At 64.7% G+C, this 25,898-nt stretch carries 31 protein-coding genes and 1 pseudogene; 15 read left to right on the forward strand and 17 right to left on the reverse strand.

Annotated features, from left to right (window positions below):
* Positions 1-291: 291 nt before the first annotated feature.
* The 3 genes from MKK69_RS22730 to MKK69_RS22740 are packed head-to-tail and all read right to left on the reverse strand — an operon-like array spanning position 292 to position 1,178.
* Positions 292-570 (reverse strand): hypothetical protein, encoded by a 279-nt coding sequence (locus tag MKK69_RS22730; RefSeq protein ID WP_243971701.1) that lies wholly within the window; start codon positions 568-570, stop codon positions 292-294.
* A gap of 8 nt (positions 571-578) precedes the next feature.
* Positions 579-968 (reverse strand): response regulator, encoded by a 390-nt coding sequence (locus MKK69_RS22735; protein WP_243971703.1) that lies wholly within the window; start codon positions 966-968, stop codon positions 579-581.
* Between the two features lie 39 nt (positions 969-1,007).
* A complete protein-coding gene (locus tag MKK69_RS22740; RefSeq protein ID WP_243971704.1) occupies positions 1,008-1,178 on the reverse strand; it encodes a DUF3606 domain-containing protein in 171 nt (56 codons plus the stop codon).
* A gap of 646 nt (positions 1,179-1,824) precedes the next feature.
* Between MKK69_RS22740 and MKK69_RS22745 the strand changes: the two genes are divergently transcribed.
* Both MKK69_RS22745 and MKK69_RS22750 read left to right on the forward strand, forming a co-directional pair.
* Entirely contained in the window at positions 1,825-2,193 is a 369-nt protein-coding gene (locus tag MKK69_RS22745) for a hypothetical protein (RefSeq protein ID WP_243971706.1), read from the forward strand.
* 196 nt (positions 2,194-2,389) lie between these two features.
* Complete coding sequence (locus MKK69_RS22750; protein WP_243971708.1) at positions 2,390-5,614, forward strand: PAS domain S-box protein; 3,225 nt, start codon at positions 2,390-2,392, stop codon at positions 5,612-5,614.
* Between the two features lie 14 nt (positions 5,615-5,628).
* Here MKK69_RS22750 and MKK69_RS22755 read toward each other — a convergent pair whose 3' ends face one another.
* The gene (locus tag MKK69_RS22755) at positions 5,629-5,856 is read right to left on the reverse strand and encodes a NepR family anti-sigma factor (RefSeq protein ID WP_243971710.1); all 228 of its coding nucleotides are present in this window, start codon (positions 5,854-5,856) and stop codon (positions 5,629-5,631) included.
* Between the two features lie 418 nt (positions 5,857-6,274).
* Here MKK69_RS22755 and MKK69_RS22760 point away from each other — a divergent pair, with 418 nt between their 5' ends.
* The 5 genes from MKK69_RS22760 to MKK69_RS22780 all read left to right on the forward strand — a co-directional run bounded on the left by MKK69_RS22760 (position 6,275) and on the right by MKK69_RS22780 (position 9,494).
* Positions 6,275-6,706: a DUF1003 domain-containing protein gene (locus MKK69_RS22760; protein WP_243971712.1), complete on the forward strand. Its 432-nt coding sequence runs from the start codon at positions 6,275-6,277 to the stop codon at positions 6,704-6,706.
* Positions 6,707-6,954: 248 nt separating this feature from the next.
* On the forward strand, positions 6,955-7,791 hold the full coding sequence (locus tag MKK69_RS22765) for a transglutaminase-like domain-containing protein (RefSeq protein WP_243971743.1): 837 nt from the start codon (positions 6,955-6,957) through the stop codon (positions 7,789-7,791).
* Positions 7,792-8,264: 473 nt separating this feature from the next.
* Entirely contained in the window at positions 8,265-8,489 is a 225-nt protein-coding gene (locus tag MKK69_RS22770; RefSeq protein WP_243971714.1) for a hypothetical protein, read from the forward strand.
* A gap of 39 nt (positions 8,490-8,528) precedes the next feature.
* A complete protein-coding gene (locus MKK69_RS22775) occupies positions 8,529-8,765 on the forward strand; it encodes a hypothetical protein (RefSeq protein WP_243971716.1) in 237 nt (78 codons plus the stop codon).
* A 357-nt stretch (positions 8,766-9,122) separates the two neighbouring features.
* Complete coding sequence (locus tag MKK69_RS22780) at positions 9,123-9,494, forward strand: hypothetical protein (protein WP_243971717.1); 372 nt, start codon at positions 9,123-9,125, stop codon at positions 9,492-9,494.
* Positions 9,495-9,529: 35 nt separating this feature from the next.
* Here MKK69_RS22780 and MKK69_RS22785 read toward each other — a convergent pair whose 3' ends face one another.
* Positions 9,530-10,096 (reverse strand): SLATT domain-containing protein, encoded by a 567-nt coding sequence (locus tag MKK69_RS22785; RefSeq protein ID WP_243971719.1) that lies wholly within the window; start codon positions 10,094-10,096, stop codon positions 9,530-9,532.
* Position 10,097: 1 nt separating this feature from the next.
* Positions 10,098-11,405, reverse strand: coding sequence for a nucleotide-binding domain-containing protein (locus MKK69_RS22790; protein ID WP_243971721.1), 1,308 nt, complete (start codon positions 11,403-11,405; stop codon positions 10,098-10,100).
* Between the two features lie 415 nt (positions 11,406-11,820).
* Between MKK69_RS22790 and MKK69_RS22795 the strand changes: the two are divergent.
* From MKK69_RS22795 to MKK69_RS31235, 5 genes and pseudogenes are all read left to right on the forward strand, one after another.
* Positions 11,821-13,268, forward strand: a pseudogene (locus tag MKK69_RS22795) (IS1182 family transposase).
* Positions 13,269-13,567: 299 nt separating this feature from the next.
* Positions 13,568-14,140, forward strand: coding sequence for a DUF3489 domain-containing protein (locus tag MKK69_RS22800; RefSeq protein ID WP_243971723.1), 573 nt, complete (start codon positions 13,568-13,570; stop codon positions 14,138-14,140).
* Positions 14,137-14,604, forward strand: coding sequence for a DUF2924 domain-containing protein (locus tag MKK69_RS22805; protein WP_243971725.1), 468 nt, complete (start codon positions 14,137-14,139; stop codon positions 14,602-14,604). Before MKK69_RS22800 ends, MKK69_RS22805 begins: the two co-directional genes overlap by 4 nt.
* A complete protein-coding gene (locus MKK69_RS22810) occupies positions 14,597-16,393 on the forward strand; it encodes a recombinase family protein (RefSeq protein ID WP_243971727.1) in 1,797 nt (598 codons plus the stop codon). Before MKK69_RS22805 ends, MKK69_RS22810 begins: the two co-directional genes overlap by 8 nt.
* Positions 16,394-16,881: 488 nt before the next feature.
* Positions 16,882-18,312, forward strand: a complete 1,431-nt coding sequence (locus MKK69_RS31235) for a tyrosine-type recombinase/integrase (protein ID WP_147749989.1) — start codon at positions 16,882-16,884, stop codon at positions 18,310-18,312.
* Between the two features lie 99 nt (positions 18,313-18,411).
* On the opposite strand, the gene MKK69_RS22820 is transcribed toward MKK69_RS31235, so the two are convergent.
* The 10 genes from MKK69_RS22820 to MKK69_RS22860 all read right to left on the reverse strand — a co-directional run bounded on the left by MKK69_RS22820 (position 18,412) and on the right by MKK69_RS22860 (position 21,873).
* A complete protein-coding gene (locus tag MKK69_RS22820) occupies positions 18,412-18,924 on the reverse strand; it encodes a hypothetical protein (RefSeq protein ID WP_147749990.1) in 513 nt (170 codons plus the stop codon).
* A gap of 29 nt (positions 18,925-18,953) precedes the next feature.
* Entirely contained in the window at positions 18,954-19,250 is a 297-nt protein-coding gene (locus tag MKK69_RS22825) for a hypothetical protein (protein WP_147749991.1), read from the reverse strand.
* A gap of 118 nt (positions 19,251-19,368) precedes the next feature.
* Entirely contained in the window at positions 19,369-19,605 is a 237-nt protein-coding gene (locus MKK69_RS22830; RefSeq protein ID WP_147749992.1) for a hypothetical protein, read from the reverse strand.
* A gap of 85 nt (positions 19,606-19,690) precedes the next feature.
* Positions 19,691-19,903, reverse strand: coding sequence for a hypothetical protein (locus MKK69_RS22835; RefSeq protein WP_147749993.1), 213 nt, complete (start codon positions 19,901-19,903; stop codon positions 19,691-19,693).
* A gap of 100 nt (positions 19,904-20,003) precedes the next feature.
* Positions 20,004-20,135 (reverse strand): hypothetical protein, encoded by a 132-nt coding sequence (locus tag MKK69_RS31080; RefSeq protein ID WP_279598563.1) that lies wholly within the window; start codon positions 20,133-20,135, stop codon positions 20,004-20,006.
* A gap of 94 nt (positions 20,136-20,229) precedes the next feature.
* A complete protein-coding gene (locus MKK69_RS22840; RefSeq protein ID WP_147749994.1) occupies positions 20,230-20,712 on the reverse strand; it encodes a hypothetical protein in 483 nt (160 codons plus the stop codon).
* 9 nt (positions 20,713-20,721) lie between these two features.
* A complete protein-coding gene (locus MKK69_RS22845; protein ID WP_147749995.1) occupies positions 20,722-21,033 on the reverse strand; it encodes a hypothetical protein in 312 nt (103 codons plus the stop codon).
* Positions 21,034-21,089: 56 nt separating this feature from the next.
* On the reverse strand, positions 21,090-21,311 hold the full coding sequence (locus MKK69_RS22850) for a hypothetical protein (protein ID WP_147749996.1): 222 nt from the start codon (positions 21,309-21,311) through the stop codon (positions 21,090-21,092).
* On the reverse strand, positions 21,308-21,541 hold the full coding sequence (locus MKK69_RS22855) for a hypothetical protein (protein ID WP_147749997.1): 234 nt from the start codon (positions 21,539-21,541) through the stop codon (positions 21,308-21,310). The genes MKK69_RS22850 and MKK69_RS22855 overlap by 4 nt, the downstream gene beginning before the upstream one ends.
* Positions 21,538-21,873, reverse strand: a complete 336-nt coding sequence (locus MKK69_RS22860) for a hypothetical protein (protein WP_147749998.1) — start codon at positions 21,871-21,873, stop codon at positions 21,538-21,540. The genes MKK69_RS22855 and MKK69_RS22860 overlap by 4 nt, the downstream gene beginning before the upstream one ends.
* Before the next feature lie 126 nt (positions 21,874-21,999).
* On the opposite strand from MKK69_RS22860, the gene MKK69_RS22865 reads away from it, so the two are divergent.
* Both MKK69_RS22865 and MKK69_RS22870 read left to right on the forward strand, forming a co-directional pair.
* Positions 22,000-22,539, forward strand: coding sequence for a hypothetical protein (locus tag MKK69_RS22865; protein WP_243971728.1), 540 nt, complete (start codon positions 22,000-22,002; stop codon positions 22,537-22,539).
* A 94-nt stretch (positions 22,540-22,633) separates the two neighbouring features.
* Positions 22,634-23,359 (forward strand): hypothetical protein, encoded by a 726-nt coding sequence (locus MKK69_RS22870; protein ID WP_147749999.1) that lies wholly within the window; start codon positions 22,634-22,636, stop codon positions 23,357-23,359.
* Between the two features lie 79 nt (positions 23,360-23,438).
* Here the strand turns inward: MKK69_RS22870 and MKK69_RS22875 are convergent, their stop codons facing one another.
* Complete coding sequence (locus MKK69_RS22875; RefSeq protein ID WP_147750000.1) at positions 23,439-23,747, reverse strand: hypothetical protein; 309 nt, start codon at positions 23,745-23,747, stop codon at positions 23,439-23,441.
* Positions 23,748-24,679: 932 nt separating this feature from the next.
* On the opposite strand from MKK69_RS22875, the gene MKK69_RS22880 reads away from it, so the two are divergent.
* A complete protein-coding gene (locus MKK69_RS22880) occupies positions 24,680-25,888 on the forward strand; it encodes a Druantia anti-phage system protein DruA (protein ID WP_147750001.1) in 1,209 nt (402 codons plus the stop codon).
* Positions 25,889-25,898 lie beyond the last annotated feature (10 nt).

Raw genomic sequence — 25,898 nt, forward strand, 5'->3', positions numbered from 1 at the left:
CGATGCGATCGGTCGAGCACGGACCCGGGCTGGTCGAGTAGAGAACCTGCGCCGAGCCGCGGCGATCGCCGGCCGGCCGGCAGAGCAGCGCGAGGGTATGTTCCTGGTCGCGGTAGACGTAGCCGACCACGACGGCATCGCCGAGATCGAGCATGCCGCGCTGAGCGAGATCGCGGCCGCGCTCCTCGTGGACAAGGCGGCATTGCTACGGACGGCTCCAGTCCGAACGGTGGTCCGGCGCGCGGCGATATAGGATCACCACCGCGTTAGGGGCGCTCCGATACGCCGCCGTTACGACGGGCGGTCGGAGCCGGCGTCGAGCCAGTCTTGCAGGTGTCTGTACGCCGCGAAAAGACCGGCGAACTGGGCTTGCCCATCCAGAGCACGGATGCGGTGGTTGTGGGCGACGACGCGCAGGACTTCGGCTTCACCGAAACACCCGTCGCGCTCGACCTCCGCGGCCGTCTGCGCGACCGCCGACGCCAGTGCCTCGTCGGCCAGCATTTCGTTAGTCAGCCTGCGCATCAGTTCCAGGGCTGCCGTTCGCACCGTCGATGCGGACGCATCCATCTGTAGCTTCACGCACGCAGGTTCTGTCGCTCGACGAGTGCCAGCACCGCGTCGGCCAGATCAGGCCCGGTCCACGGTTTGGCCAGGAAGCCGACGCCGAGCGGAAGCTCGCCCGGCTGCGGCCGGTCCGCGCCGGACACGATCAGGATACGGATCTGCGGCCAGCGCACCGCGATCATCGCCGCAAGCTGATAGCCGTTCACCGTCCCGGACGGCATGACGATGTCGGTGACCAGGACGCGTACCGTCTCGCGCTCGGCCAGGATGGCGAGCGCCTGGGTGGCGTCGCTGGCCTGGATGACTTCGAGCCCAACCGCCGAGAGCGCTTGCGCCGCCGCCATCCGAGCGAGCGGTTCGTCCTCGGCGAGCAGTATCTCGATCCGCTCGGCCTCGCGCATGATGGCATCATCGACCACAGGTAAACGCTCGCGCCATGATCAGCGGATGGATTGGCCGAGATAGGCCGCGACGGTGGTGACGCGGGAGCCGACTATGCGCACGGCCTTGCGCAAGCGCTCCTCGGTGACCCCGAAGCGGTACGCCCAAGCCTCGCGGGCGGAGCGGTCAAACACGTCGATGTGGGTCCGGTCGTGCAGTTCGGTCGGCATGGGTTTGGGTCCCGAGGGGGGTGCGCCCGGCATACCCGGGCTACTCACCGGTCAACCGCAGATCGATGGGGCCGGTTGCTCGCCCCGGTTGCATCGGATCGGTTCTGTTGGGGAACCGCGGCACCGGGGGCGCGTGTTGGCAGAGGTCGAGCCTAGGCGCCCGACGCGGAGGAACCTGACTATGGCTAGTCCCGGTATGCCAAACCCCGACGCACCCGATCTACCGACGCCGGGCGAGCCACCGGCGGAGCCCATGCCCGGAGATGTGCCGCCGTCCCCGGGGCCGGAGCCGATATCCGATCCCGTGCCTGGCGATCCGGTCGGTCCGGACGTCTTCCCGGGGGGCCCGGTTGGGCCCGGCACGATCATGTAGCCGGCACGAGCGCTCCCGCATCAGACCTGAGCGGCGGGTGAGGCCGCTCAGGCCTAAGGCCGAGCTGACGGTACCTCTGGCATGTAGCGTTGGTGCGTCCCTCTCAATGGCCGGAAACAACCGGGGTAGTGCGTTGTGCGCGGGTAAACCGACCCGCACACGAAGAACTGCATATGCGCTTCATCGATCGCACAGCCCTCGCATTCGTGTCCGTTTTCGGCTTGATCGGATTCTTGGCCGTGGTGAGCGGGCTCGCTCACGCCAAGGAGGATGATGAAGAGCGAGAAGGCCGCCGAGGCGCAGGAAATGCGCGAGGCCGACAAGGACATGCGCATGGTGCTCACCAAGCTGAAGAAGCTCGGCGCCAAGCCGATCGGCACCCAGTCGGTCAAGGACACCCGCAAGGGGCCGACGGCCGCCAACGCGGTCAAGGCCGTGCTTAAGGCCGCGGGCAAGGATCCCATGGCGTTGATGGCAACGATGAAGGTATTCGAGAAGGACACAACCTATCCGACCGCCGGCGGCAGTCAGCCGGCCCGAATCTACACCCCTGAGTCCGCCGGCTCCAGCCCGCTGCCGGTGAGACGATCTAACAGAAGCAGCTCGGACGTATTGTGCACGGCACGACCCGGGTGCGCTTAGCGCGATAGGCGAGATACGACATCGCTTGCCGGCACGCTGAGAACCTCGGCCACTACGGGGTGCACGGTCGGCGGGTTTCAGGCGAGACCGAACGAGATACAGTGGAGATGCTCGCGTAAGCTGCTCCAAGCGATCCAGTATGCGAGCCGAACGTGGGCGCCTCTGGCATGAGGCCGGTCCGATATGCTGAGATGCCTTGCTCACGAACGGCTTCAAAGGCATGAGGCGGGACGGCCGCGAACGAATTTTGATGAACGCATTCAGGCATGAAGGTCGGGTGGGAGTTTCCCTCGAAGAGGGGATCGAGGGCCGCCATCGACGTCAGCTCGCCCTGAGCCGCTATGATATTCTCGACACCGAACCCGAGGCCGAGTTCGACGCTATCGTCGAGGCGGCGGCTGCCGCCTGTGGCATGCCGCTGTCGTTGATCAACCTGATTGACAAGGGTCGTCAGTGGGCCAAGGCCGTGGCCGGTGACGGGCCCAAGCAGCTGCCGCTCTGCACCTCGATCTGCGCGCTCGCCATCGAGTACGACGAGGGGTTCGAGATCCCGGACGCGACCCAGGATGCGCGTGTCGCTGACAACCCGCTGGTGACCGGTGAAGCCCATCTGCGCTTCTACGCCGGCGTGCCGCTGAGGACGGCCGAGGGCATCGCGATCGGCACCCTGTGCGTCGCCGACGACAAGCCAGGCCGGCTCACCGACGCGCAGCGCCTGATCCTGCGCACGCTGGCGCAGCAAGTAATGACGACGCTCGAACTGCGCCGGATGCTCCGTCAGCACCGCCGGAGCGATCATCGCAGCAAGGCCATCCTGGAGAGCGCGATCGACTACGCGATCATCGCGATGGACCTCACCGGCCATGTCACGAGCTGGAACGTCGGCGCCGAGCGCATCCTCGGTTGGACCGCGGCTGAGATGTGCGGGCAGCCCGCGCACGTGTTCTTCACCGACGAGGACACCCGGGACGGCATCCCGGAGCGGGAGATGGGCCAAGCCCTTCTGCACGGGCGCGGCAACGACGAGCGCTGGCATCAGCGCAAGGATGGCAACCGGTTCTATGCCCTCGGCGAGATGATGCCCCTTAATGATGAGGATGGGGTACCCGAGGGCTTCATCAAGATCCTGCGCGATCGCACAGAGCAGCGCCTGGCCGAGGAAAAGCAGCGCGCCGACGCCGAGTTCATGCGCGGGGTACTCGCCTCCTCGGCCGACTGCATCAAGGTGCTCGATCTCGACGCCAAACTCACCTTCATGAGTGAGGGCGGACAACGGGTGATGGAGGTGAGCGACTTCAACGCGATCGAAGGGTGCCCGTGGCCGGATTTCTGGACCGGCCTGGGTAACCGCGACGCCCAGGCAGCGGTCGCCGCGGCCAGGGCCGGAAGCGTCGGCCATTTCCAGGGCACGGCCAGCACCATGGCCGGCAACGCGCGCTACTGGGATGTCCAGGTCACGCCGATCTTCGATGCGCACGGCAAGCCGGAGAAACTGCTTTCCGTCTCGCGGGATATCACCGTGCAGCGCCTGGACGCAGAGGCCCTCGAGGCGGCTGCCCTGCGCCTGCAGCGCGCGCAGGAGGCTGGCGGCGTCGGGGTGTTCTCCGTCACCATCGCCGACGACATCCTGCATCCGACACCGGAGTTTTGCCGCCTCTACGGCGTACCGGTGCGCGACAGCTACCCGACCGCGGAGATCGAGGCGCTGCTTCTGCCCGAGGATCGGATGCTTGTATCCAGCCGGGCCTCGCGCAGCAGCGGCAGCGCCCAGCGGGATGTCGAGTACCGCATTCGGCGCCCGGATACCGGGGAGATGCGCTGGATCGCCCGCAACGGTGCGATCGTCTCGGGAGAGGACGGTAGGCCCATTCGGTTCGAAGGTGTCGCCCGTGACATCACCGAGCAGCGTGTCGCCCAGGAGGCTTTGCGCGCGAGCGAGGAACGCCTGAACCTCGCCTTCGACGCGGCCGGTGCCGTCGGGTGGTGGGATTGGGACATCCCGAACGACCGCATCGTCGCCAGCGAACTGTTCGCCCGGCTGTACTCGGTCGATCCGGTCGAAGCCGCCGCCGGCACACCGATCGCGCGCTATATTGACGGCATCCATCCCGACGACCGGGGCTGGGTGAGTGCCAAGATCCAGATCGCCCTGGCGAGCGCCGGGACGTTCGCTGAGGAGTACCGCCTGCGTCAGTCGGATGGATCAATCCGATGGGTCTACGCGCGCGGGCGCTGCTACCACGATGAGGCCGGGAAGCCGCTCCGCTATCCCGGCGTGTCGATCGACATCACCGCCCGGAAGACCGCCACCCTGCGCCAGGCCGCCCTGGCGAGGCTCGGAGATCGGCTGCGCGACCTGAGCGATACCGCCGCGATCATCGCCGTCGCGACCACGATCCTCGGCGAAAGCCTCGAGCTCACGCAGGCCGGCTACGGCGCCGTCGATCTGCCGAGCGAGACCATCGAGATCGCGCCGGGATGGCGGGCTACCGACGTTCCGGCCATCGCGGGGCTGCACCGGTTCCGCGACTACGGCTCCTTCGTAGATCAGCTCAAGCGCGGCGAGACAGTGCTGATCCGCGACGTGACGTGCGATCCCCGGACCGCCGATCAAGCCGCAGCGTTCGTCGCGCTCGGGACGCGGGCGCTGGCGAACCACCCGATCATGGAGCACGGGCGCTTCGTGGCGACCTTCTTCGCGCTGAAGGCGCAGCCGCACGACTGGGGGGACGATGAGGTCGCATTCATCCGCGACGTCGCCGACCGCACGCGGGCCGCCATCGCGCGGATCGAGGCCGAGGAGCAGCAGAGAACCCTCAACCTCGAACTCAGCCACCGCATGAAGAACATGCTGGCGATGGTGCAATCGATCGCCACGCAGACGATGCGCGGGGCTGGCGATCTGGATACCGCCCGGGACGTTCTGGCCAATCGGCTGATCGCCCTGGGTCGATCGCACGACCTGCTGCTCGGCGGTGGCCTATCGCGTGCTCCGCTGAGCGGCCTGATCGAGAACGTGCTCGATATCCACCGTGATCATCCGGATCGCATCGTGCTGGACGGGCCGATCGTACCGATCGGCTCCAGAGCCGCGCTGTCGCTGTCGCTGATGCTGCACGAGCTGGCCACGAACGCGGCCAAGTACGGTGCGCTCTCGAACGCGAACGGTCGGGTCACGATCACCTGGCGCATCGACGGCGACGGCGCGGAGGCCCCGGTCACGCTGCGATGGTCGGAAGCAGGCGGACCGCCGGTCGTCGCCCCTCAGCGCACTGGGTTCGGCACTCGGCTGATCGGTCGTGGCCTCGCCGGAAGTTTCGAGGGCGTGGTGGATCTGGCTTACCCGGCGACGGGCGTCGTATGCACCATCGTCGCGCCGCTGCGATGTCTTATTGCGGGTGAGGGTACGGATCCCGCTTGAGAGACGGTGAGCGTTCAGTCTGCGACGCCGGCGCCGTCCAACTGGGTGAGCAATTGCGCGAATTGATCCGGCACTGGTGTCGTGGGAAGAGCGGCGTACATAACCTGAAGCTTGCGCCCGAGATGATGCTGGATCGCACGGGGCGAACCGGGTTGGATCCACGAGCTGAGTGATTCCAAAGCGGGTTGAGCGATCTCAACGCCACCGGGACCTCTCCCGATGGCGCGGGTGTTTTCATCCATCCGAATAGGTCCTCCCCACTCCGCTTTGCGTGATGATAAAGACAAATACTCCGACGGTGTTGAGTTCCTATTAAGGCGTGGATCGAACGGAAGCGTGGTATCACGGCAACACCGGGATCGATGGGTACCTAAACTCGAGGAACACGCTGTGAACCGCGCGAAATTATTAATTGGGCCTTCTACATAGACGTCATTGGCAGCCAAATTGGAACGTGTAGCCGCGCCGGCCGTACCTCTCGTGATGTTCCGGACGCGGGCTATTATGGCCAACCCTATAAACAACGCGGTGCGCTTATCAGCTGAGGGGTCGGACACCCCCATCCTGCCTGCTCACATCGAGGACACAGTCCGGGCGATCGCGCAGCTCCACGCAGAGCACCACCGCCGCGCCACCCCAGTCCAACGTGCCGTCGCCCGCATGACGAGCGCCATCGGTCGCCCGCGCTTCGTCGGCGTGCTCACCCTGGCGATCCTGACCTGGATCGGGCTGAACCTGCTACTTCCGGCGATGGGCCGTGTGAGCTTCGACCCGCCGCCGTTCGCGTACCTGCAGGATGTCGGAGGCCTGCTCAGCCTGTACATCACCAGCTTGATCCTGATCACCCAGCGCCATGACGAGCAACTCGCCGAGCACCGAGCTCAGCTCACCCTCGAACTCGCGATCGTCACCGAGCAGAAAAACGCCAAGATCATCGCGCTGCTGGAGGAGATGCGGCGCGACCATCCCCACCTCGTTGACCGCGTCGATGAGCAGGCCACCTCCATGGCGCAGCCGGCCGATCCGCAAGCCGTGCTCGACGCGATCAAGGACACGCACGGGGACATACTCACCATCCACGATACGCCCTGATCTGTACCGTGATCCAGGTCCGTTGACGCGGGGGACGATGCCAGATCCGGGCACCCTGCCCCTCACGTGTCCAGATGCCTAAATCCATCAAAGCTGAGCAATGCAGAGCGCGCAATTCAACACCATGCCCGTCTTTTAGGCATGCGAATTATGCATGCATGCGCTGCGACATTTTCGACTGTTTTTTACTTAACGGGGCGCCACTTCAAACCTACAGCAACACAGTGAACAGGCAGAAAGGTCGGCCAATGCAGATCAGGGCAGGGTTTAACATCAGCTTTCACACCTTCGGTCCCACCCCGATCAACCTCCTGCTGTCTGTACAGCCCGACCGGCAAGCCGATCTAATTACCCCTGAAGTGATCACCTTCGACCCTCCGGTCCCCGCCACCCAACACATCGATGCGTTCGGAAACGTCTGTACTCGTATCGTCGCCCCCGGTGGTTCGATCACGATGGCCGCCGACTTTCTGATCGAGGACAGCGGTGAACCCGACGCCTATGCACCGGAGGCACGCCAGCACCCGATTGAGGAGCTGCCTGATGACGTGCTGCCGTTCCTATTGGGTTCGCGCTACTGCGACACCGACAAGCTCTCGCAGCTTGCCTGGAACACGTTCGGTCATACCCTCGAGGGTTGGGCGCTGGTACAGGCGATCGTCGAGTATGCTCACAACCAGCTGCAGTTCGACTATCAACGGGCTGATTGCACTCGCAGCGCCAGCGAGGGGCATTCTCAACGGGCCGGCGTATGTCGTGATTTTGCCCACCTCGCGATCACCCTGTGCCGGTGCATGAATATCCCGGCGCGCTACGCCACCGGCTACATGGGCGATATCGGTGTGCCGGTCGATCCTAACCCAATGGATTTTTCAGCCTGGTTCGAAGTCTACCTCGGTGGGCGCTGGTACACGTTCGACGCCCGGCACAACACGCGCCGGATCGGCCGCATCGTCATGGCGCGGGGCCGGGACGCCACCGATTGCGCCTTGACAACCAGCTTTGGCCGGGCGCCGCTGCTGAACTTCACGGTGATCACGGAAGAGTTCACCGATCAGGTGACATCGCTGGCCCGGGCTGCTTGACCGAGCTGCACCTCGGCTCAGACTGCGATCGATGGAAGGGATTGTAGTTAACGGTCTCTTTCTGTCGTCAGAGCAACCTCATCGATAATTGGAGCGGGGCGCACACGCGTATGGTGATGCCTTGCAACTGAGTCCCTAGGGGGCGAGCGAATAGGACTCACAAGTGGAGCGCCCAAATCGAATTGAGATGCAGACAGCCCCCGCGACGGGCGCCTGTTCGTGACCGGCCTGTAGGTTGGTGAAGCGGCCGCAGCCCGGGTCAAGATGCACATCGTCCGTGCGATCCGCATGGCCGCGAGAGGCGTCCTAAGAATGATCTCTGCTGGGCATGGTTGGACTACACCCACTGGACCTCGTTGCCTGCGACCCCGGAACGAAGCAGCCAGCTTGGACGGCATGGTCGATCTGCCCTAGCTTCCGCGTCGAAGCCCACCAGCCGGCTCGCCCGCGCTAAATCTCTACCTGACAGGCCTATGAGCTACACGGTATCTCTGTTCCGAGCACCCGGTAACGGCAGCTCGTCCAACCGCTCCGAGCTGCGCGACATCGCCACCCTGGATGAAGCGATCGAGATCGCACGCTGCGGCACTGAATTGGTGTCGCCTGAGTCCACGCAGATGACGTTCGAGATCCACGATGATGCCGGGCAGTTCGTACTGTCCTTCACCGGCGAAGAACGCTCGCTCGCTGACAATTAGGCGTTTGGCGTGGCAGTGGCAGCTCTCTAACTCGATCTCATGTACGATCCGATGATAGAACTCATGCGGACCTTGGCCGAGGGGGTCGAGGTGGACGAGACGTTCGCTACGGACTTGGCTACCTTAGCCAGGGAGGCCGAGGCGGGCGGATACAGCGCATTCGCGAACGCATTTATCGCCAACAGCCGTCTGCACCGTATGAAGGCGATCCAATGGCGCGCGACACTCGGTGTGCTGATGGAATTGTATGATCCGTACGAGCAAAAGTTAAAATGAAGATCACTTTTTACGGAAAATCGAGGTAGCTGAAAACCAGCTGCGTCCCATTTTCTCTATTAAACCGGAATACTTGCACTGATTCGATTGAACAATCTGGCAATTATTGTCTCTGTTAGGGAGTTGTAAGTGATCAGTGTGGCTGATTTTCTGCCGTGCCATTACATCAATTATGCCTTATTAAGACTCAACTTCAGGTAGCTCGGCCTAATGGGTCGGAAAAATGATCGTTTAACCGACGATCGCTGGCCACGCGTGTTGGGCCGCCGAAATGGCTTTGAGCCTGTCGGAAAATCGTGTCGGCTATTCTCAGGTCGGGAAAACGTATCTTTCTCATGCAGGGGCGAGAATGCTCCGGTGTCCGGTTTAGCGCATCGTGCAACCGAAAGCAGACCAGCCGCTTGCGGCCAAGATCTGCCGCTCCAAGCCGCCGCTTCGCGCCATGAACGGACATCAGCTCGACGCCCGGTAGCGGACGTTAAGCTGCACGAAGCCACCTGTCCGGCATCGACGATAGCCGTCCCCGCCGGCACCGTGCAGGCAGCCAGCTGTGCCGTGCAGGTATGGACCACCTACCAGGATCTCCGCACCGCCGGTCTGCAGCCCGAGCTGCAGTTCTGCCGCGTCGCCAGTGGAGAGCAGCACGTCATCGCCGTGGCGGACGGCTTGGCGCTCGATCAGCGGTTCCGAACGCCGATCAGGGTAGCGGACATGGAATTCAATAAGTAGAAGAAATTCTTGGCCGGAATTAATCCGCAGCGCGCCTATTTTAGTAAATATATGCCGCCAGCTATGAGCGCAACGACTGCGACGCCACAAAACATCCTGAACGATAGTGGCCACATATCCTTCCAAGTAAAATTTTTCTGCTCATTGATCCAGTCGATCTGCTGCTGAGCGAAAAACTTATAATGGGTATACCAATCGCTGAATAGTATTTGCCTGCTTATCGCAATGGAATAGTATTTGGACTCGATCTCCTTCAGGATCGTGGCCGATTCGATCAAATTGGCGCCGCCTTCTACCGAGCGGTATAGGTCGCGGAGTTGATTGAAGAGCTGTGTAAGCTGCCGGCCAACCTCGTCATACTTTTTGCTGCGATAGAAGCTGATGTATAGCGCCGATACACCAAGAAAAGTCAGCGTCGCCGAGGGCAGCTTTGCCGAAAGGGATTCGTAGACCAAACCGAATATGCCAAACCCGGTGGATATGAAGCCGATCCAGCCTGGCGCCTTTTCAACGATATCGAACGTCGCGTAGTGTTTCTTCGCGCCGAAGCCGACGTTGTAGCCGGTTTCGGCGATGGACTTAAGCAAGCCGGCCTTATCCACCTTAATCCCTCGTCGTGCTGATGGGTACGTGGGTGCGGTCGGTGGCGACGACCACGCCGTCCTTGACGGCATAGCATTCCACGATGTGATCGCCCATGAAGTCCGAACTCTCCTTCCGTTCGTGGTAGCCCCCGTCGCGGGTTATCTGCCCGCGAATGCACTTGCGCTTGACGGCTTGCTTGCCCCGATTCAACACTTTCCAATAAAGGTCGTAAGGCTTCGGAACCTCGCTACTCTTGACGAAGAAACGCAGGCTCTTGTTCGCCAATAAGGGCATGCGAGAGGAGATCATCGACCTCAGGAAAGTCGGGCGGAAGCCTCTCTGTGTGACTTCGCAGTCCAGCTCAATGTCGTAGCGAACATCGACGGGAAAACGATCCTCGATAAATTCCTCTGTGTTTGGTGCTGCATAGGCATCCATAGCCACCACGGCCTCGGCGACCCTCGAATCAGGCCGCGGAGGAAAGCCCCGGCCGTAGACTCTACGCCAGCGCTCGTTGCGATAGGTCTCGCCTTCCGCCTCGATGGCTGAAAGGCACAGCTCGTAGGCTTTCTTGGCCTTGCTTCTGAAGTCTTTTTTGACGCGCACGCGCTGACCGCTTCCGAGGGCGGCGTAATAATCCTGCTTAGGCTGCTCTGAAAGATACTTGAAAAAATCCCGACTCATCCAGTCATAGTAGAGGTAGCTTTTACAGTCATATTCAATCATCTGTTTTAGGAAGTTATATGATAAAGTGTCAATCAAAAGGCCGCCCATCGCCACGCCGTGCTTGTTCTTCCAGGCGCGGGCCATCCGGCAGAGACGCCGCAGGTTCTTGTTCTTCTGCAGCTCGAACTCCGCCATCGCCGCGATCTCGTCGCGCGGCTTCGTGATCTTCCAGGCTCCGTCACCGTAGGTATCCGGGTATTTAAACGAGCCGTCAGCCTGCTCGAACACTGGCTGCACCTCGACGTGGAAGTCCCCGTAGCGCACCTGCACAACGAGGCGATCGACCTTCACCGGCGTGCGGGGATAACGCGCTCTGATTGCATCTGCGGACTTCTTCAGCAGCGCATATTGGCCGCCGTCCTCATAATCCGCCCAGCGCCAAGCCGGCATGATGTAGAGCATATCAAGGTCAGAGACGCCTTTAATCGCGGTCCATCTGCCATAGGACCCGATCCGAAGCCGGTTCGCAACCTTCGAGTCCGTACTCCTGAATTCTTGATTCAGCGCTCCAGTTATCTCTTCGTAGCGAAGCCCAATCGTGTCTGAGTTATCAACCTTGATGTTGCCGATAAAAGTTCGGAACGCATCAGAAATACTCATCTTCAGCCTTCGCTGAAATCCGTGCGCATAATAAGCGCATCCTATTCTCGGAGATGGTAGCTGAGCTGTCTGATTTCCAGCCTTCCGACGCTGAGCGGCAGTTTTATTCAGGTGCACAAATATGTTTCAATAATGTGTGTGACCGCATAGACGGCGGTTCGTAGCGTCATCAGGGCGCTGCGCGATGAACGGCTTAGGGTCGCGACTCGATCAGCACCAGAGGGCGATGACGGGGGCCAGGGCTGATGACAAGCACCCGGCGGAGGGCACCATGATATCCGAATTTTTGGTATCGTTTCGCTCTGAGGGTCAGCCGTTTACGCCGAAAAGCGGACATCCTGAAGTTCGGCTTAGGGTCCAGGCTGTGTGAAAACGTGCTGATCTGATAGGGTAAATTCCGATCTTGGAGGTCGGGATGAAGCGCTTCATCGCAGGCGAGGACCGTCAGCAGATCACGCTGCTTCCCGATTGCCTGGACGACTATATCACCGCCGACAATCCGGTTCGCCTCGTCGAAGTGTTTGTCGATGAGCTCGATCTGACAACGCTCGGCTTCGCGGGCGCCGTGCCGGAGGCAACGGGCCGTCCCGCCTACCATCCGGCGATCCTGCTCAAGATCTATCTCTACGGCTACCTCAACCGCGTCCCGTCGAGCCGGCGCCTCGAACGCGAGAGCCAGCGCAACATCGAGCTGATCTGGCTGACCGGTCGGCTGATGCCCGACTTCAAAACTCTGGCCGACTTCCGCAAAGACAACGGTTCGGCCATCCAGGCCGCCTGCGCGCAGTTCGTGGTGCTGTGCCGCAGGCTGAACCTGTTCAGCAAGGCGGTCGTCGCGGTCGACGGCAGCAAGTTTAAGGCGGTCAACAACCGCGACAGAAACTTCACCGCCGCCAAAGTCGAAGCTCGACTTGCCCAGGTCGAGGTGAGCATCGGCCGTTACCTCGCAGCGCTGGACCGGGCCGACCGCGAGCCGAGCGACATCGCCGAGGCGCGCACGACGCGGCTCAAGCAAAAGATCGCTGGCTTGCGCGAGCAGATGCAGGTTCTCCAGGCGAGAGGCCGGCAGGTCGAGGCCGCACTTGACGGCCAGGTCTCGCTGACCGGTCCCGATGCGCGCTCCATGGCGACCAGCGGCAAGGGCACCGGCATGGTCGGCTACAACTCCAGGCGGCCGTGGATGCCGAGCATCACCTGATCGTGGCGCACGACGTGACCAACATCGGGAACGACCGGGCGCAACTCGCGCCGATGGGGCTTCTGGCGCAGGCGGCGACGGGATGCGCCACGCTCACGGTGCTGGCCGACCGGGGCTACCTCAACGGCGAGCAGGTCCTGGCCTGTGAAGGCACCGGCGTGCTGCCCTGCGTGCCAAAGACCCTGACCTCGGGCCATGCCAAGCGTGGCCTCTTCACGGGACAGGACTTCGTCTACGACGCCGGACGTGACCATTACACCTGTCCCGCCGGCCAGCACCTGACCAAGGGGCCGGCCCGGTCCGACCGCCGAGCCGAGGGCGACGAGATGGACCACTACCGCAATCTGACGGCCTGTCTCGATTGCGCGCTGAAGCCCCGCTGCACGCCGGCTGAGACGCGGCGTGTCAAACGCTGGGTGCACGAGGGCGTCCTCGACACGATGCAGGCGCGGCTCGACCGGATGCCGGACGCGATGAAGATCCGTCGCCAAACGGTTGAGCACCCATTCGGCACACTGAAGGCCTGGATGGGAGCGACCCACTTCCTGACCCGGACCTTGGCCAAGGTCAGAACAGAGATGAGCCTGCAGGTTCTAGCCTACAACATGAAGCGGATGATCCAGATCCTCGTGGTCGGTCCGCTGATGGCGGCGATCCGAGCCTGAGGGCCACCACTTCGCTTTGCGACACTCTCAGGACATTCGCCTTGAACCTGAGGGATCTGCGTTCTCACACGGCCTCGGTCAACAGCTTCCGTCAGCATGTGAGCAGTGGATTGCTGCGAGCAGGGCCAAGCTCAATCGGCAACGTGCGGGACCTGCCCTGGACTGTGCCGGCGAAGCACGCATTGCTGTGGGGGTGACAGGCTGATGATCCGCAGCCCGGTCCGACCCCGCTGGCCCACAGCCACTCGCGGGGTCCGCTCAGTGACAGCGCTACGCTGCCGCCAAAAACGGATCATGCCATGTCCCGCAAGCCCAAGTCCGACACGCTCAGCCCGATCCAGCACCGCATCCTCACCGCCGCCATCAGCCATCCCGGACACCAGCTCGCCCGGCCCGGAGACATCAAGCCGCCGACCTACCGCTCTGCCCTTCAGGCCCTGCGCCGCCGCGGCCTGGTCACCGACAGTGTTTCAGAGGATGGTTCGGGACGCCGGTCCGCCGCTCCCGTTTTGTCGGAAGCCGGCTTCGCCCACGTGGCTCCCGCAACTCTGGAGGTCGAGACGGTCGCGAAGCCCGAGCTGTCCTCGGTCCGCGCCCCACGGGCCGGCTCGAAGCTCGATCGTCTCGTCGCCATGCTCGCCCGCCCGGACAGCGCGGGCATCGACGAGCTCGTCGGTGCCCTGGGCTGGCTGCCACACACCACCCGCGCGGCGCTCACCGGCCTGCGCAAGCGCGGCTACGCTCTCAGTACGATACGCACCGCAGACGCCCCAACCCGCTACCGCATCGCTTCCAACGAGCCGCATGCCAGCGACACCGCGGCGCCGGCCGCCAGTGAGATCGCCACCGTCACCGAGGAGGCCACGCGATGAGCAGCGACCTCGTCGCAACCTTGGCTGCCCTGCCAGGCCTCAGCACCATCGAGCTGCGCGCTGAGTGGCGCCGCCTCTTCCGCGCTACGCCTCCGCTGCTCAGCCGCGACCTGCTCGTGCGCGCGCTCGCCCACCGCGCCCAGGAACTCGCCCACGGCGGCATGACCAAAGCTACCCAGCGCCGCCTGCGTGCCCTGGCGGAGATGGCGATGGTTGCAGATCCACCATGCTCCGAGACGGCTCATCCCGCCCCCCGGCCAGTCACGCTGTCACCGGGCGCGCGGCTCGTGCGCGAGTGGGGCGGCCGCACCCACGTGGTCACCGTCACTGCGGACGGCTTCGAACATGACGGCCAGCGCTACCGCTCGCTCAGCCACGTCGCCAGCACAATCACCGGCGCGCACTGGTCCGGTCCGCGCTTCTTCGGTCTGACCGGGATCAGAGGAGCTACACGCCATGGTTAAGCCGAAGCCAACAGTTCCCGCCCGCAGCGGCCAACCGCGACTGCGCTGCGCGGTCTACACCCGCAAATCCAGCGAGGAGGGCCTGGAGCAGAGCTTCAACTCGCTCGACGCCCAGCGCGAGGCTTGCGTGGCCTACGTTGCCAGCCAGCGGCATGAGGGCTGGCAGCTCCTGCCTGCCCTCTACGATGATGGCGGGTACTCCGGTGGCACCATGGAGCGGCCCGCCCTCAAACGCCTGCTCGCCGATGTCGAGGCGGGTAAGGTCGACGTGGTCGTGGTCTACAAGGTCGACCGCCTCACCCGCGCACTCTCGGACTTCGCCAAGATCGTCGAGGTGCTCGATCGCCGCGGCGCCTCGTTCGTCTCGGTGACGCAGGCGTTCAACACCACCAGCAGCATGGGCCGGCTGACGCTGAACGTGCTCTTGTCCTTCGCCCAGTTCGAGCGCGAGGTCACCGGTGAGCGCATCCGCGACAAGATCGCCGCGAGCAAGCGCAAGGGCATGTGGATGGGTGGCCTGCCGCCGCTCGGTTACGACGTCGCCGAGCGCAAGCTCGTCGTGAACGAGGCCGAGGCCGAGACGGTGCGGCTGATCTTCCGCCGGTACTGCTGCCTGCGCTCGGTGCGGCTGCTGGCGGCCGAGCTCGCGCAAACGGGCGTCCTCAGCAAGGCGCGGCGCGCAACCGATGGCGGCACCTTCGGCGGCCAGCCACTCGGGCGGGGCGCGCTGTACGCGATGCTGGCCAACCGGCTCTACCGAGGTGAGGTAGTGCACAAGGGCGACGCCTATCCCGGTGAGCACGCGGCCATCGTGGATGCGGAGCTGTTTGCCGAGGCGCAGGCGATCCTGTCGCAGAACCGGGTCGAGCGCGACGAAGGTGTGCGGGCGGAGGCGCCGAGCCTGCTGGCCGGGCTGGTCTATGACGCCGCTGGCCAGCGGCTGACGCCGACGCACACCAACAAGCGCGGGGTGCGCTACCGCTACTACGTCTCGCGTCGCCTGATCACCGGCGCGGCTGGTGCCGACAAGGACAATCCACACGACGCGACAGGGGAGGATGCGAATCCCGGTGTGGTCGACACCCAGCCGAAGCTCGCTGGTCAACGCATCCCGGCGGCCAAGCTTGAGGCGGTGGTGACGGATCGCCTACGCGCGCTGCTCACGGACGCGAGCGCGCTGCAGGATCTCGCGCGCGAGCGGTCTGCCCCGGAGCAGCACGCGATGGTGGTGGCAGCCGCGCGGCTGGCGGCGGAGTGGCAGGCGCTGCCGGAGCTACAGCAGCGTCAGCTCCTGCAGGCAATCCTCACCCGCATCGACGTGCACGCCGGGCGGATCGAGATCGCGATCGACAGCGCTGCCCTGCTGCATCGGCTTGGCCTGCGTAAGCTGGAGGTGGCAGATGACTCGACCGCAGCTGAGTTGCCGCTGCAGCTGGCGGTGCCGGTGGGGCTGAAGCGTGTCGGTATGGAGATGCGGCTGATGCTGCCGGGCGAGGCGGCGGGTCCCGATCCTGATGCGAGTTTGGCACGGCTGCTAGGCCGAGCGCATCGCATCCGCGAGCGGCTGACAGGCGACACGCCGATGTTGATTGACGAGGTGGCGCGGGCCGAGGGTCTGACGCGCTCGTACACCACGCGACTGCTGCGGCTCAGCTACCTCGCGCCCGACATTACGGCCCGATTGATCGCGGGCGATCACCCGCCCGAGCTGAACGCGGCTCAGCTGATGCGAGACACCCGCCTGCCACTGGACTGGGCTGCACAGCGAGCGAGCTTGGCTATGGCCTAGGCCGCCGGCTCGATCAAACACTCCGCTCCCTCATATCATCGTCTGATGCGATCGAGAAGAACGAGGCCCTCCGGGGCCTCGACGCGTTCGCGCAGTCATTAAGTACGAACATGACGAGGCTGTGCGCGGGCGCAGAGACTGCTGGCGGGCAGTCTGCCTAGGGCGCAGGCTGAGACGGCGGTACTGGCGACAAGCTAAAGCGAGACGGCAACGCGAGAACGGCCTACAAATCCGCTCGAGGTCGTCTCAGCCGCTCAGCTCGGATATCCGGCCGACGCAAAGTGCCGCCACGACCGGGGAAATTCGGCGTCTGGCGAAACGCCAGCTCAATGACTAGCTAGAAAAGAAAATCTGGCGGAGACGGAGGGATTAGACGCCAAGGTCCACTTAACCGATTCTGGCATAAGCAACCCACGGCGCTTGAAGGCTTTTGCGGTTCGCGGTAGCGGTACTTATGCGGTACGCGCCGCCCTCCAGGACCTCCGACAGTGCCCCGCAAGCCCGGCTCAGACATCCCCTACGTCGCCGCCTACAACGGGTTCTACCGCGTCACGATGGCGGTGCCCAAGGAACTGCGCGGGCAGCTCGGCAACCGCCTCGTGCGTGGCCTCGACACGAAGTCGGTAGTGCTGGCCAAGACCCGGAGCGTGGCGGTCGTCGCCGAGTTCAAGAAGCGGATCGCCGATGCCTGGGACGCCCGGGGCGGCCGGAAGCATTCGCTCGTCGCGGAGGCGTTGGAACTGCGCCGCGAGATGAAGACCGCTCAGGGCTCGTTCCTGACCCTCATCGACCACCAGATCGAGGCGCGGGCCGCGGAGATACTGAACGCCGGCCGGCGGGAGGAGACCGTCATCGACGACGAGGAGGGACCGATCATGGCCGAGTTCTTCACGGCCGAGGCGCGGCGCGAGGCCTCCGAGTACCGCCGGATCGCCTACGGGAAGCTGACCCCGATCGCGGCACCGCATCCCGACTTCATGCGGAGCCTCAAGATCAAGGAACGCTCCAAGCTCGACGAACCGCGGGCTCTGAACCTGCTGCTCGACTGGATGGAGAGCCAGCGCATCCCCCGGCACGTCGAGGCCTTCGACCGGGACACGGCCCTGGCCTTCGCCGACTGGCTCCAGGAAAGCTCGGACCTGAGCTGGGCGTCGAAGGTCAAGTATTTCGGGCGCTTGAAGGTTTACTGGGCCTGGCTGTGCAAGCGCGGCATCGCCAAGGCGAACCCGATCTACGACCTGACGATCAAGCGGGAGGTCGTCGAGGGGGAGCAGGAGGAGCGCGCCTATACCGACACCGAGGTCCAGACCTTGTTCATGGGCAAGCCGCTCGAAGGGGAGAGCATGCTCGACGTGATGGCCGTCGCTGCCTTGACCGGGGCCAGACTCGACGCGGTCATCGACCTGAAAGTCGGCGAGTGCGCCGAGGGGATCTTCGCGTTCAAGCCTCAGAAGAAGGAGACGGACGAGAGGCACGTGCCGATCCACCCAGACCTTCGCCCGATCGTCCTGCGGCGGATCAAGGGCAAGCCCCCGACGGCGAGCCTTTTCGAGGACTGGCCAGGGCCAAAGGCTCCGTCCAAGAAGCCGCGCTCCTCTTACTTTAGTAAGCGTTTCACGAGGTATTCGAGAGAAGTTGCGGTAAGAGATGAAGTTGAAGGGAAAAGAAGGTCTCTAGTTAACTTTCACAGCTTCAGGAGATGGTTCATCACGAAGATGGAGCGTGCCGGCGTCAACGGTGACTTGATCGCAGCGATCGTCGGGCACAAGAGGTCCGGCCTCACCCTCGGCCGGTACAGCTCCGGGCCCGAGCTGCAGGCCGCACTCGACGCGATCAGCCTCGTCAAGTTGCCACCGCTCGACGGCAGCCCCGTCGTCGAGTCCCGCGGGCTCAAGCCCCTGAGGGAGAGGAAGGCATGAGACCGGCTGGCCGTTCGAATCCCGACCCCTCCGCCAAACCCTAAGCGAGCCTGAGGAACAGCGGCTCGTACGGCAGAGGAAGGGCGGGGGCGGCCCCGTCTAGCGCGGGAGCGGGACGTGGGCGTACGTCTGGACGAAAGTGTCCACGAAGGCGCCGATGTCGAACTCGGGCTCGTCGGCGCCGGGCGGGGAAACCGGAGTGTCCATCGAGAACTCGAAGGCCTCCCCGGCGCCACCGGCGGCGCCCTGGTCAACGGTGGATCCGGTTTCGACGGACGAATCACCAGTTCCCTCGGGCTCGCCGGGGGCGCCGGGCGGGGCGTCGCCGCCAGCGGCGATCGCGTCGAGGACCAGGGCGCGCTGGCGCAGCTCGGCGGCCGCCTCCCGGGCGACCGTCTCGATGACGGGCAACATCCAGCCGGGAACAGGCTTGGCGCCGTTCGCCCATTGATTCAGGCGGACGCGGGGGACCGCGACGGGGCCGCGCTTTTCCAGGCGCGTGGCCAAGGCATTCTGCCACGAAGGGCCGTAGAGATACTCGCCGACCGTCATGAGCCGGCGCTGGCGGCCGGCCCGCTCCTCCGGTGTCAGGCGCTCGCGGGTCTCTGTCATAGGGCACTCCTCAGGGTCACTCGATAGGGTTACTCAGGATAACCCGTATTGCCGCCAGGGAAAGGGTCCGGGAAGAAGCGCTGGCAGGATGTGATCCCCGGGTCGCCGGACGTGGGCTGGTACACGGACACGCACCGGACGTCGCACGGATCGCCGACCGGGCGCTTGTAGTGGAGCGTGGCGAACCACCCGGGCTCGCGGCCGACATGCTGGTGGTATCGCACGCGTCCCTGATCCAGGGGGATCACCAGGGTCATGTCGTCCTCGTCGTCATCGCTCGCCGGGACGATCGTCGGGAAGGGGATGATGGAGCTGGTCCTGGGCATGGTGGATTCCTTTGTGCGAGCGCGTGGCCCTTGTCGGGACCGCCCTGGCCGAGGGCGGTCCGGAGAAGGGCCGGGGCGTGGGAGCCCCGGCTCTTGGCGGCATCAATCGAGGCGGGTCTCAAGCGATCTCGCGCTCGGAGGCAAGCTCGGCGTCGACCCAGGCGAGGTCGACCTTCCAGTCCGCGAGAGCCATCCGGAGGTCGGCGGCCCGGGCGTTGTCCATGTCGGACATCGCCCCGATGACGGATCGATGTAGGCGGGTGGCGCAGTTGTCCCGGCCCTCGATGACGTAGTCACGGTAGGCCTCTAAGCTCCCGTACTCAGCGATGACGCCAGCGCGTCTGATGGCACTCATGATGATGGTTCTCCCTGTGGATGGGCTGGGGCCCGTGCGAGGCCGGCGTTATCCGCGAAGCGCGGCGCCGGCCCCGAGGCGGGTCTCAGGCGGAGAACTTCGTCGTGGCATACGTCTCCGCATCCAGCTTGATCCGCTTGGTGAACGCACCGTAGCGCGAGCCGCAACCGTCCTGCCTCCTTGCGGCAGAGTTCGCCTCGCCGGCGGTCCGGTAGATCGGCGCTCCGTGCCTGACGACGCCGCTGAATCCGACTTGCCAGGCGTAGCGGCCAGGCTTGCTGGTCGTGGTCTTGGTCATGATGGTGGTCTCCGATTCTCGGGTGGATGGGTCACTCGGTCTGAGGCCCGTGCGAGGGAGCCAGAACCCGCGGTGCGCGGTGGCTCCCCCGAGGCGGGTCTCAAAGGACGGTGGGGAAGGGCACCATCACCGCCGGCTCGGGGAGCTCGATCTCCTCGGCGTTCTCGGCCTCGACATGAGCGACGATGGCGTCGAGGAGGGTGTCAGTGGTGGTCTCGGTGGGCTGGGTCATCGTCGTCTCCCGCTTCTTTAGGGTTACTCGCTATAGTTACAAAATAGTACCGTCGTTCTGACGGGTCAAGGCCGTATTGGCACTATTTTGTAACTCAGCGCCGTACCCCTGGGGCGGCGTTCGTGGCGGCCTGTCGCAGCAGCCTCCGGGTCTGCGCGCCCCGACGCGCGGCCTCCCGTCGACGCTCGCGCCTGGCCTCCGCGTCGGCGTCGCGTTCGAACGGATCGCGATCCGGCGGCTTTCCGTCATCGGGGTAGCGCCGCCATTTGCCGGCCCGGTCGTCCCATCCGAACGGGAGCGCGGCGGCGTCCGCGTGCCAGCGCATCCCCAGCCAGGGCGGCAGGGCGAGCGTGCCCCGGAACTCGACCTGGACGCGGCCCCCGTCGAAGACGACGACGTCGGCGAGGCAGCGCGCCGGACCGTGCCACTCGACATGCACAACGGCGATGATGGGATCCGGGATTCCCGGCCCGGTGAGCGCCCGCAAGCGCTGGCGCACTGCCTCCTCGTCGTCCGGGGAGGCTCGCTCGTATGGGATCGCCCCGTCGAGCAGGGGCACTAGGGACATCTGCGTCATGACGCGTCCTCAGCGGCGGAACTTGAGGACGGTGGCGGGCGCAGCCGCCGCGAAGGGGCCGTCCGAAGCTGGCTGCCAGGCCAGGACGCCGCGCGGACCCACGATCTCGATCATCGCGCCGCTCGCGACGAGCCGCTCCGTGTCGGCGGCAAGGTCGCTGACGAGGCGATCCAGCTTCTCCGGGGGGACAAACTTCTCGACAGACTGACGGAACCGCTCGATCGCGGTCAGGCCGTCGCCGAGGACGCGCCTGACGAAGTCAGGGTCGAGGTCGTCGACGTGGATCGTGCGCCGGGTGGGCGTCGGGGTCGTATCGGGCATTACGCTACTCGCTCGATGATGGCCCGAAGGCCGGGGGTGGACTGGGAAAGGGGGTGTCAGGCGTCGGGATCAGCTGGCGCCGAGGCCAACAGCAGGAGGCCGTAGATCCCGGCCACAGACCCCCACCACACCATCAGGATTTGAAGGGTGTCGGAGGCCTCGACGTGGGCGAGGGCGAGCCCCATCGGGCCGAGCGTGCCCGCCGCGGTGATGCGATCCACGACGAGCGGGAAGGCGTCGCGGAGGCACACGCGCAGGAATCGGACGGCCCGCTTCATGGCCGGTCCTCCACGGATGCCGGGACGTAGGCCGGCGGCAGTTCTCGCAGCCCCAGGAGCGACAGGACGCGATCGCCGGGCGCGCGCTTGCCGGCGATGAGCTTCGCGACGTGGCTCTGGTTCAGCCCGTGCCGGGCCGCCCATGCCCGCTGACCACCGGCCGCCAGTACCGCCGCCTGCAGGCATGTCCGGACGTCGTCGCCGGAGAGGGGGACGGGACGCCGGCTCACGACCGGTCCTCCCGCAGCGCGAGGCGCCCGCGCCGGTCCGTGGGCAGGCCGTAGCGCTTGGCGCCCCGGGCGATCGCCTGAGCCTGACAGGCGAACAGCTTGGCGATGGCCTTGAGCGTCAGATCCGGCTGCCGCAGCGCAAGGCGCAGCAGCGCCTCGCTCGGCATCTCGCCCTGCGGCTGCGTCGTGCCGCGAAGGCCGAGCTTCGTCGCGCGGTACCGGACGCGATTCTCATGGACGCCGTGTAGCCGCCCGATCGAGGCGTAGCCCTCACCCTGGTCGAGGAGCCTCCGAAGCTCCGCCTTCGGCGCCCTGTAGATCTCTACTGCCATGTCCGCCACCTGTCCGCGTGAGTCCACTATCGGCTTCACTGAGTCGCTAAACTGCGGTACTAAAAGCTCGCAGGCAAGGGGTAAAAGCGGTGAACGCGATTAACGATGAATCGGGAGTGAGTCCAAATGGGACCTACTGATGAGACGGTGACCGTGGTGGTACGCGTCGGCGACCACGTGAGGCCGTTGGTCGTTTGGGCAGGCGACCGGACGCAGACGGCCGACAAGCTCGTCGCCGGCTTCGAGCGATTCGAGCGGCGGCAGCATTTCCTCGACGAGGAGCGGACGCGCTTTAAGGCCGAGATCGACGTCCCGATCGGCCGAGTCGTCATGACGGGTACGTGCCGCTGGCCGCTCGACAAGGAGATCTTCTTCTCGACGCCAGACGGCCTCGTCCCGATGTCCTATGCCGACGCGATGGACCACCTCGATCCCAACCCGGTTCGCATCGCAGACCGGGCCGCCCAGCGCGTCTTGGACGCCCACGCCGACGAGGCCGGCCTGCCTCGCACGCTCACCCGATTCGTCGGCCCGCACACGCTCGTCGCGGGGGTCCAGGCGGTCGGGAATTCCCTTGCGTATGCAGAGAGATGCACGGCGCGGCAGGCCTGGTGGCGGCGGGCGACGCTGGCGGAGGCGAGGGCCTGGGACGCAGGGCGCACGTAACGCACTTTGTGCCTTGCGTGGGGCCTTGGCAGTCTGCGCTCAGAGGGGACGGCGATCGGTCGAGCCCCCGAACAGCAGCAGCACAGGTGTTACCATGGTTCGTCGTTTCCTCGCCGCCCTTTTCGCCGCCCTGGCCCGCGCCAACTCAGCGCTCCGCGGTGCCTACGGATTCCTGCACGACGCGGTCGAGGAGGCTGTCGCGCCGGTCGCGGACGCACTGCCGTGGCTGCGGGACCGCGCCGCGGATGCGGGTCAGGCCGGGGTGTCCCTCGCCGCCGGGATCCTGGCTCTGCCTGGGGCCGTCCTCAGCGGCATCCTGCCCAGAGCCACTCCGGGCCCGCAGGCCGTCGCGGACGATGCCGTCGCCCGTGACGAGTGCGGCCTGGGAAATGGCGGCGTGCACACCGCCGACCAGATCTTTGCCACCCATCACCGGGCCGCGGCCGCGGCCCTGCGCGACGGCGGAGAGGCTGCCCTCAAGCCGTTCCTTCCCTACGTGCCGGAGGGCGTCGTCACTTGGCTACGCAGTCTCGATCGTCGGGACCTCGACGTCGCCTGCCAGATCCCGCCGGCCGCGCTCGTGCGCCACGCCAATGCCAATCGCCTGTCCGAGTGCACACCGATGCTGCCGCCCCCGCTCCACCTGCAGCCTAAGGTGCCGGCGTTCGACGTCGAGGCAGTCGTCCGGGAGGCGAAGAAGAAGCTCGCCGGCCAGGCCCGCGAGATCGAGGCGATGTCCAGGCGGAACATCCGCCCCCTCGCCGAGCCGACATGGGACAACGAGCCGTCCTACACGGCGCCCCGGCCCGCGATGCACTGATAGGGGATAGCCCTGGAACGACGAAGGGCCCGCCGGGATGACCGGCGGGCCCTTTTCGTTACGCGGTGCCCTGATTGCGTCAGACGCCGATGGCCTCACGCAGGCCCGCGGTCAGGCGCTTCTCGTCGCGCAGGGCCTGACGCAGGAGCCTGAGCTCGGCCAGCGCGTCCCCGAGCTGGCCCTCGGCCGAGGCGGCCCGGCGCTCGGCGGCGCGCTGGGCCCCGCGGGCCTCCTGCAGGCGGATGGCGAGCTCCTGGACGCTGTCGACGGCGCGCTCGCGGCGGACGCGGATCCCGTCGAGGGTGCCCTGGATGGCGGAATGCATGAGGAGGCCGCCCCGCGCGAGGTTCCCGCCCACTTCGAACCCAACCTCGCTCGCGATGCCCATGTCCGCTCTCCCTCGATCCGTGAGCCCAGGAGAATCGATGGGGAGTCCCCGGTCAACGGGCGATCGGCCCCGAGGGTTAAGGCATCCCTGGCCTGTGCGCCCTTGTGCGCCCGACGTGCGCCTGTGTGCGCCCGACGTGCGCCCGAAAAAGGCTACCGAGAATTATGTATTCAGATTTCGGAAGTGATTCACACGACTCGGGAAATCGGCATTTTCCGGGAGAGCCGATTTTCAAGAAGCGCGTTACCAGGTCCCCGAGTGTCCACGGGAGTGTGTCGTCCTCAGTAGATGGGATGCTCCGGGTCTGCTGTGGAGAAATGCGTTGCATCACGGCGATCCCGCGCCGTTACGTTCTTTCAGTACGGCGCTACAGTGAACGGAAGTAACGGGGGGAGAGTTCACTATTGGCGAGGCAGCTCACCCTGGGAACGCGAAGGCGTGGACGCGCTCAGGTCCGATGCGCGATCCGGGGAGCTAGTGGCTGACCGCCGGCGTATCCTCGGCCTGGAGGCCTTTAAGCGGTGCATCGATGGTGCACGCCAATCCCGTCGCCGGGCAGGCCGGTCTCAAACTGCGGCTTATGCGAATGCCAAGCGCGTTGTGTCGGGATGCTACGAACCATCCTCGGGCTTCTGCATCGCATGTGCGAGTACCACGGGCTCGCCAGACGCCCGCATGTTGCCGCTCAGGCTCCGCATCAGGGTCAGCACCGACCTCGACCGGAGGCCGCGTTTCAAATCCCCATGGGTGTTTACTTCTCGTGCGGCAACCTCAAAGAAATAGCTTGGCCGTATGAATTTCGTATGCAACCATAAGGCGATTGAAGGATAAATCGCTTGTAGGTGCGATGGTTTGGCCTCGTTTACGCCAGCTGACGCTTTGCTCACTGCATGCGATGATTGGCGCAGGCGGGTGGTCGGGCGATTCGTCAGATGCAGTCGAATTCGGTAATACATGTCGACCCCATAGAAGATCATCTGAAGCGTAAGCTGCGGCAGCACTTCCGGGATCTTGGATTTTCGAAAGCTGACGACGGATCACTCGTCCTTCCTGGAATTGAAAAGGAACATGTGCGCCGGCTTCACGCGGCGCAAAGGAACGACCGTGTTTCCGGCAACCTTCGCTTCATTACAGAGCGCGGCGAGAAACTGCTTCCGCATTTCGCGGACGGTCGGAATATAGATCCGGCAAAGATCAAGCTTCGGCTTATTAGAGTGCCGCAACGCGGCGTCCATGCCGAAATTTTCCGCCTAGCTTCCCTAACCTGGTCCGTGCCGGTTTCGCTCGGGTTCGGCCGCAGAATGAGATATCTCGTATGGGACGACCACCACGACAAGCTCGTTGGGATCTTCGCGCTTGGTGACCCTGTCTTCAATCTAAGCGTGCGCGACAGGCTTATCGGTTGGACGGCAACCGACCGGAAGGATCGGCTCGTCAGCATCCTCGATGCCTACGTCCTCGGTGCGGTCCCACCCTACAACATGCTGCTGGGCGGCAAGGCCGTCGCATGCGCCATTCGGTCGACGGATGTATTCCAGGATTTCGCGAAGACCTACGGCGGCAGTACCGGGATCATTTCTGGCAAGTCGAAGATCGCCAAGCTGCTGGCGGTGACGACCAGCTCTTCGATGGGCCGATCGTCAATCTACAACCGCCTCAAGCTCAGCGATGAAACGTATTTCAGGAGCATCGGCTACACGACGGGGTGGGGCCACTTCCATATCAACGACTACCTGTTCACGGAGATGCGCAAGTTCCTGCGTCTCCGTGGACATCGATACGCCGACGAGCATGGCTACGGCCAAGGCCCCAACTGGCGCCTCCGTACCATCAGGGCGGCCATCGGCGAGTTGGGGCTGAACGAAGCCGTGTTGAAACACGGCATCCGACGGGAAGTCTTTTATGCACCTTTCGGCGCCAACGCCGCCGAGATCATGCGGACCGGGCAAGGCACTCTCGACACCTCGAACCTACTCACGGTGGCGCAGATCGGCGACCTCGCCCGTGAGCGCTGGATGGTGCCTAGGGCGGAAAGGCGGGACGAGTTCCGCGCGTGGGAGCGACAGGGCATCCTCGACCTGGTCCACGGTTCGGGCCGTGTCACCGCATCCGACGTAACCGACATCGCGGCAGCGGGGTGAAGGAGACCTC

It is taken from the genome of Methylobacterium sp. J-026, assembly GCF_022829585.1.
Lineage (GTDB): Bacteria > Pseudomonadota > Alphaproteobacteria > Rhizobiales > Beijerinckiaceae > Methylobacterium.

Bases quoted from the DNA above. Each gene is read 5' to 3' on its own strand.
- MKK69_RS22730 (WP_243971701.1), bottom strand. From the start codon at position 570: ATGGATGCGTCCGCATCGACGGTGCGAACGGCAGCCCTGGAACTGATG.
- MKK69_RS22735 (WP_243971703.1), bottom strand. From the start codon at position 968: ATGCGCGAGGCCGAGCGGATCGAGATACTGCTCGCCGAGGACGAACCG.
- MKK69_RS22740 (WP_243971704.1), bottom strand. From the start codon at position 1,178: ATGCCGACCGAACTGCACGACCGGACCCACATCGACGTGTTTGACCGC.
- MKK69_RS22745 (WP_243971706.1), top strand. From the start codon at position 1,825: ATGAAGAGCGAGAAGGCCGCCGAGGCGCAGGAAATGCGCGAGGCCGAC.
- MKK69_RS22755 (WP_243971710.1), bottom strand. From the start codon at position 5,856: ATGGATGAAAACACCCGCGCCATCGGGAGAGGTCCCGGTGGCGTTGAG.
- MKK69_RS22760 (WP_243971712.1), top strand. From the start codon at position 6,275: ATGACGAGCGCCATCGGTCGCCCGCGCTTCGTCGGCGTGCTCACCCTG.
- MKK69_RS22765 (WP_243971743.1), top strand. From the start codon at position 6,955: ATGCAGATCAGGGCAGGGTTTAACATCAGCTTTCACACCTTCGGTCCC.
- MKK69_RS22770 (WP_243971714.1), top strand. From the start codon at position 8,265: ATGAGCTACACGGTATCTCTGTTCCGAGCACCCGGTAACGGCAGCTCG.
- MKK69_RS22775 (WP_243971716.1), top strand. From the start codon at position 8,529: ATGTACGATCCGATGATAGAACTCATGCGGACCTTGGCCGAGGGGGTC.
- MKK69_RS22790 (WP_243971721.1), bottom strand. From the start codon at position 11,405: ATGAGTATTTCTGATGCGTTCCGAACTTTTATCGGCAACATCAAGGTT.
- MKK69_RS22800 (WP_243971723.1), top strand. From the start codon at position 13,568: ATGTCCCGCAAGCCCAAGTCCGACACGCTCAGCCCGATCCAGCACCGC.
- MKK69_RS22805 (WP_243971725.1), top strand. From the start codon at position 14,137: ATGAGCAGCGACCTCGTCGCAACCTTGGCTGCCCTGCCAGGCCTCAGC.
- MKK69_RS22810 (WP_243971727.1), top strand. From the start codon at position 14,597: ATGGTTAAGCCGAAGCCAACAGTTCCCGCCCGCAGCGGCCAACCGCGA.
- MKK69_RS22820 (WP_147749990.1), bottom strand. From the start codon at position 18,924: ATGACAGAGACCCGCGAGCGCCTGACACCGGAGGAGCGGGCCGGCCGC.
- MKK69_RS22825 (WP_147749991.1), bottom strand. From the start codon at position 19,250: ATGCCCAGGACCAGCTCCATCATCCCCTTCCCGACGATCGTCCCGGCG.
- MKK69_RS22830 (WP_147749992.1), bottom strand. From the start codon at position 19,605: ATGAGTGCCATCAGACGCGCTGGCGTCATCGCTGAGTACGGGAGCTTA.
- MKK69_RS22835 (WP_147749993.1), bottom strand. From the start codon at position 19,903: ATGACCAAGACCACGACCAGCAAGCCTGGCCGCTACGCCTGGCAAGTC.
- MKK69_RS31080 (WP_279598563.1), bottom strand. From the start codon at position 20,135: ATGACCCAGCCCACCGAGACCACCACTGACACCCTCCTCGACGCCATC.
- MKK69_RS22840 (WP_147749994.1), bottom strand. From the start codon at position 20,712: ATGACGCAGATGTCCCTAGTGCCCCTGCTCGACGGGGCGATCCCATAC.
- MKK69_RS22845 (WP_147749995.1), bottom strand. From the start codon at position 21,033: ATGCCCGATACGACCCCGACGCCCACCCGGCGCACGATCCACGTCGAC.
- MKK69_RS22850 (WP_147749996.1), bottom strand. From the start codon at position 21,311: ATGAAGCGGGCCGTCCGATTCCTGCGCGTGTGCCTCCGCGACGCCTTC.
- MKK69_RS22860 (WP_147749998.1), bottom strand. From the start codon at position 21,873: ATGGCAGTAGAGATCTACAGGGCGCCGAAGGCGGAGCTTCGGAGGCTC.
- MKK69_RS22865 (WP_243971728.1), top strand. From the start codon at position 22,000: ATGGGACCTACTGATGAGACGGTGACCGTGGTGGTACGCGTCGGCGAC.
- MKK69_RS22870 (WP_147749999.1), top strand. From the start codon at position 22,634: ATGGTTCGTCGTTTCCTCGCCGCCCTTTTCGCCGCCCTGGCCCGCGCC.
- MKK69_RS22875 (WP_147750000.1), bottom strand. From the start codon at position 23,747: ATGGGCATCGCGAGCGAGGTTGGGTTCGAAGTGGGCGGGAACCTCGCG.
- MKK69_RS22880 (WP_147750001.1), top strand. From the start codon at position 24,680: ATGCAGTCGAATTCGGTAATACATGTCGACCCCATAGAAGATCATCTG.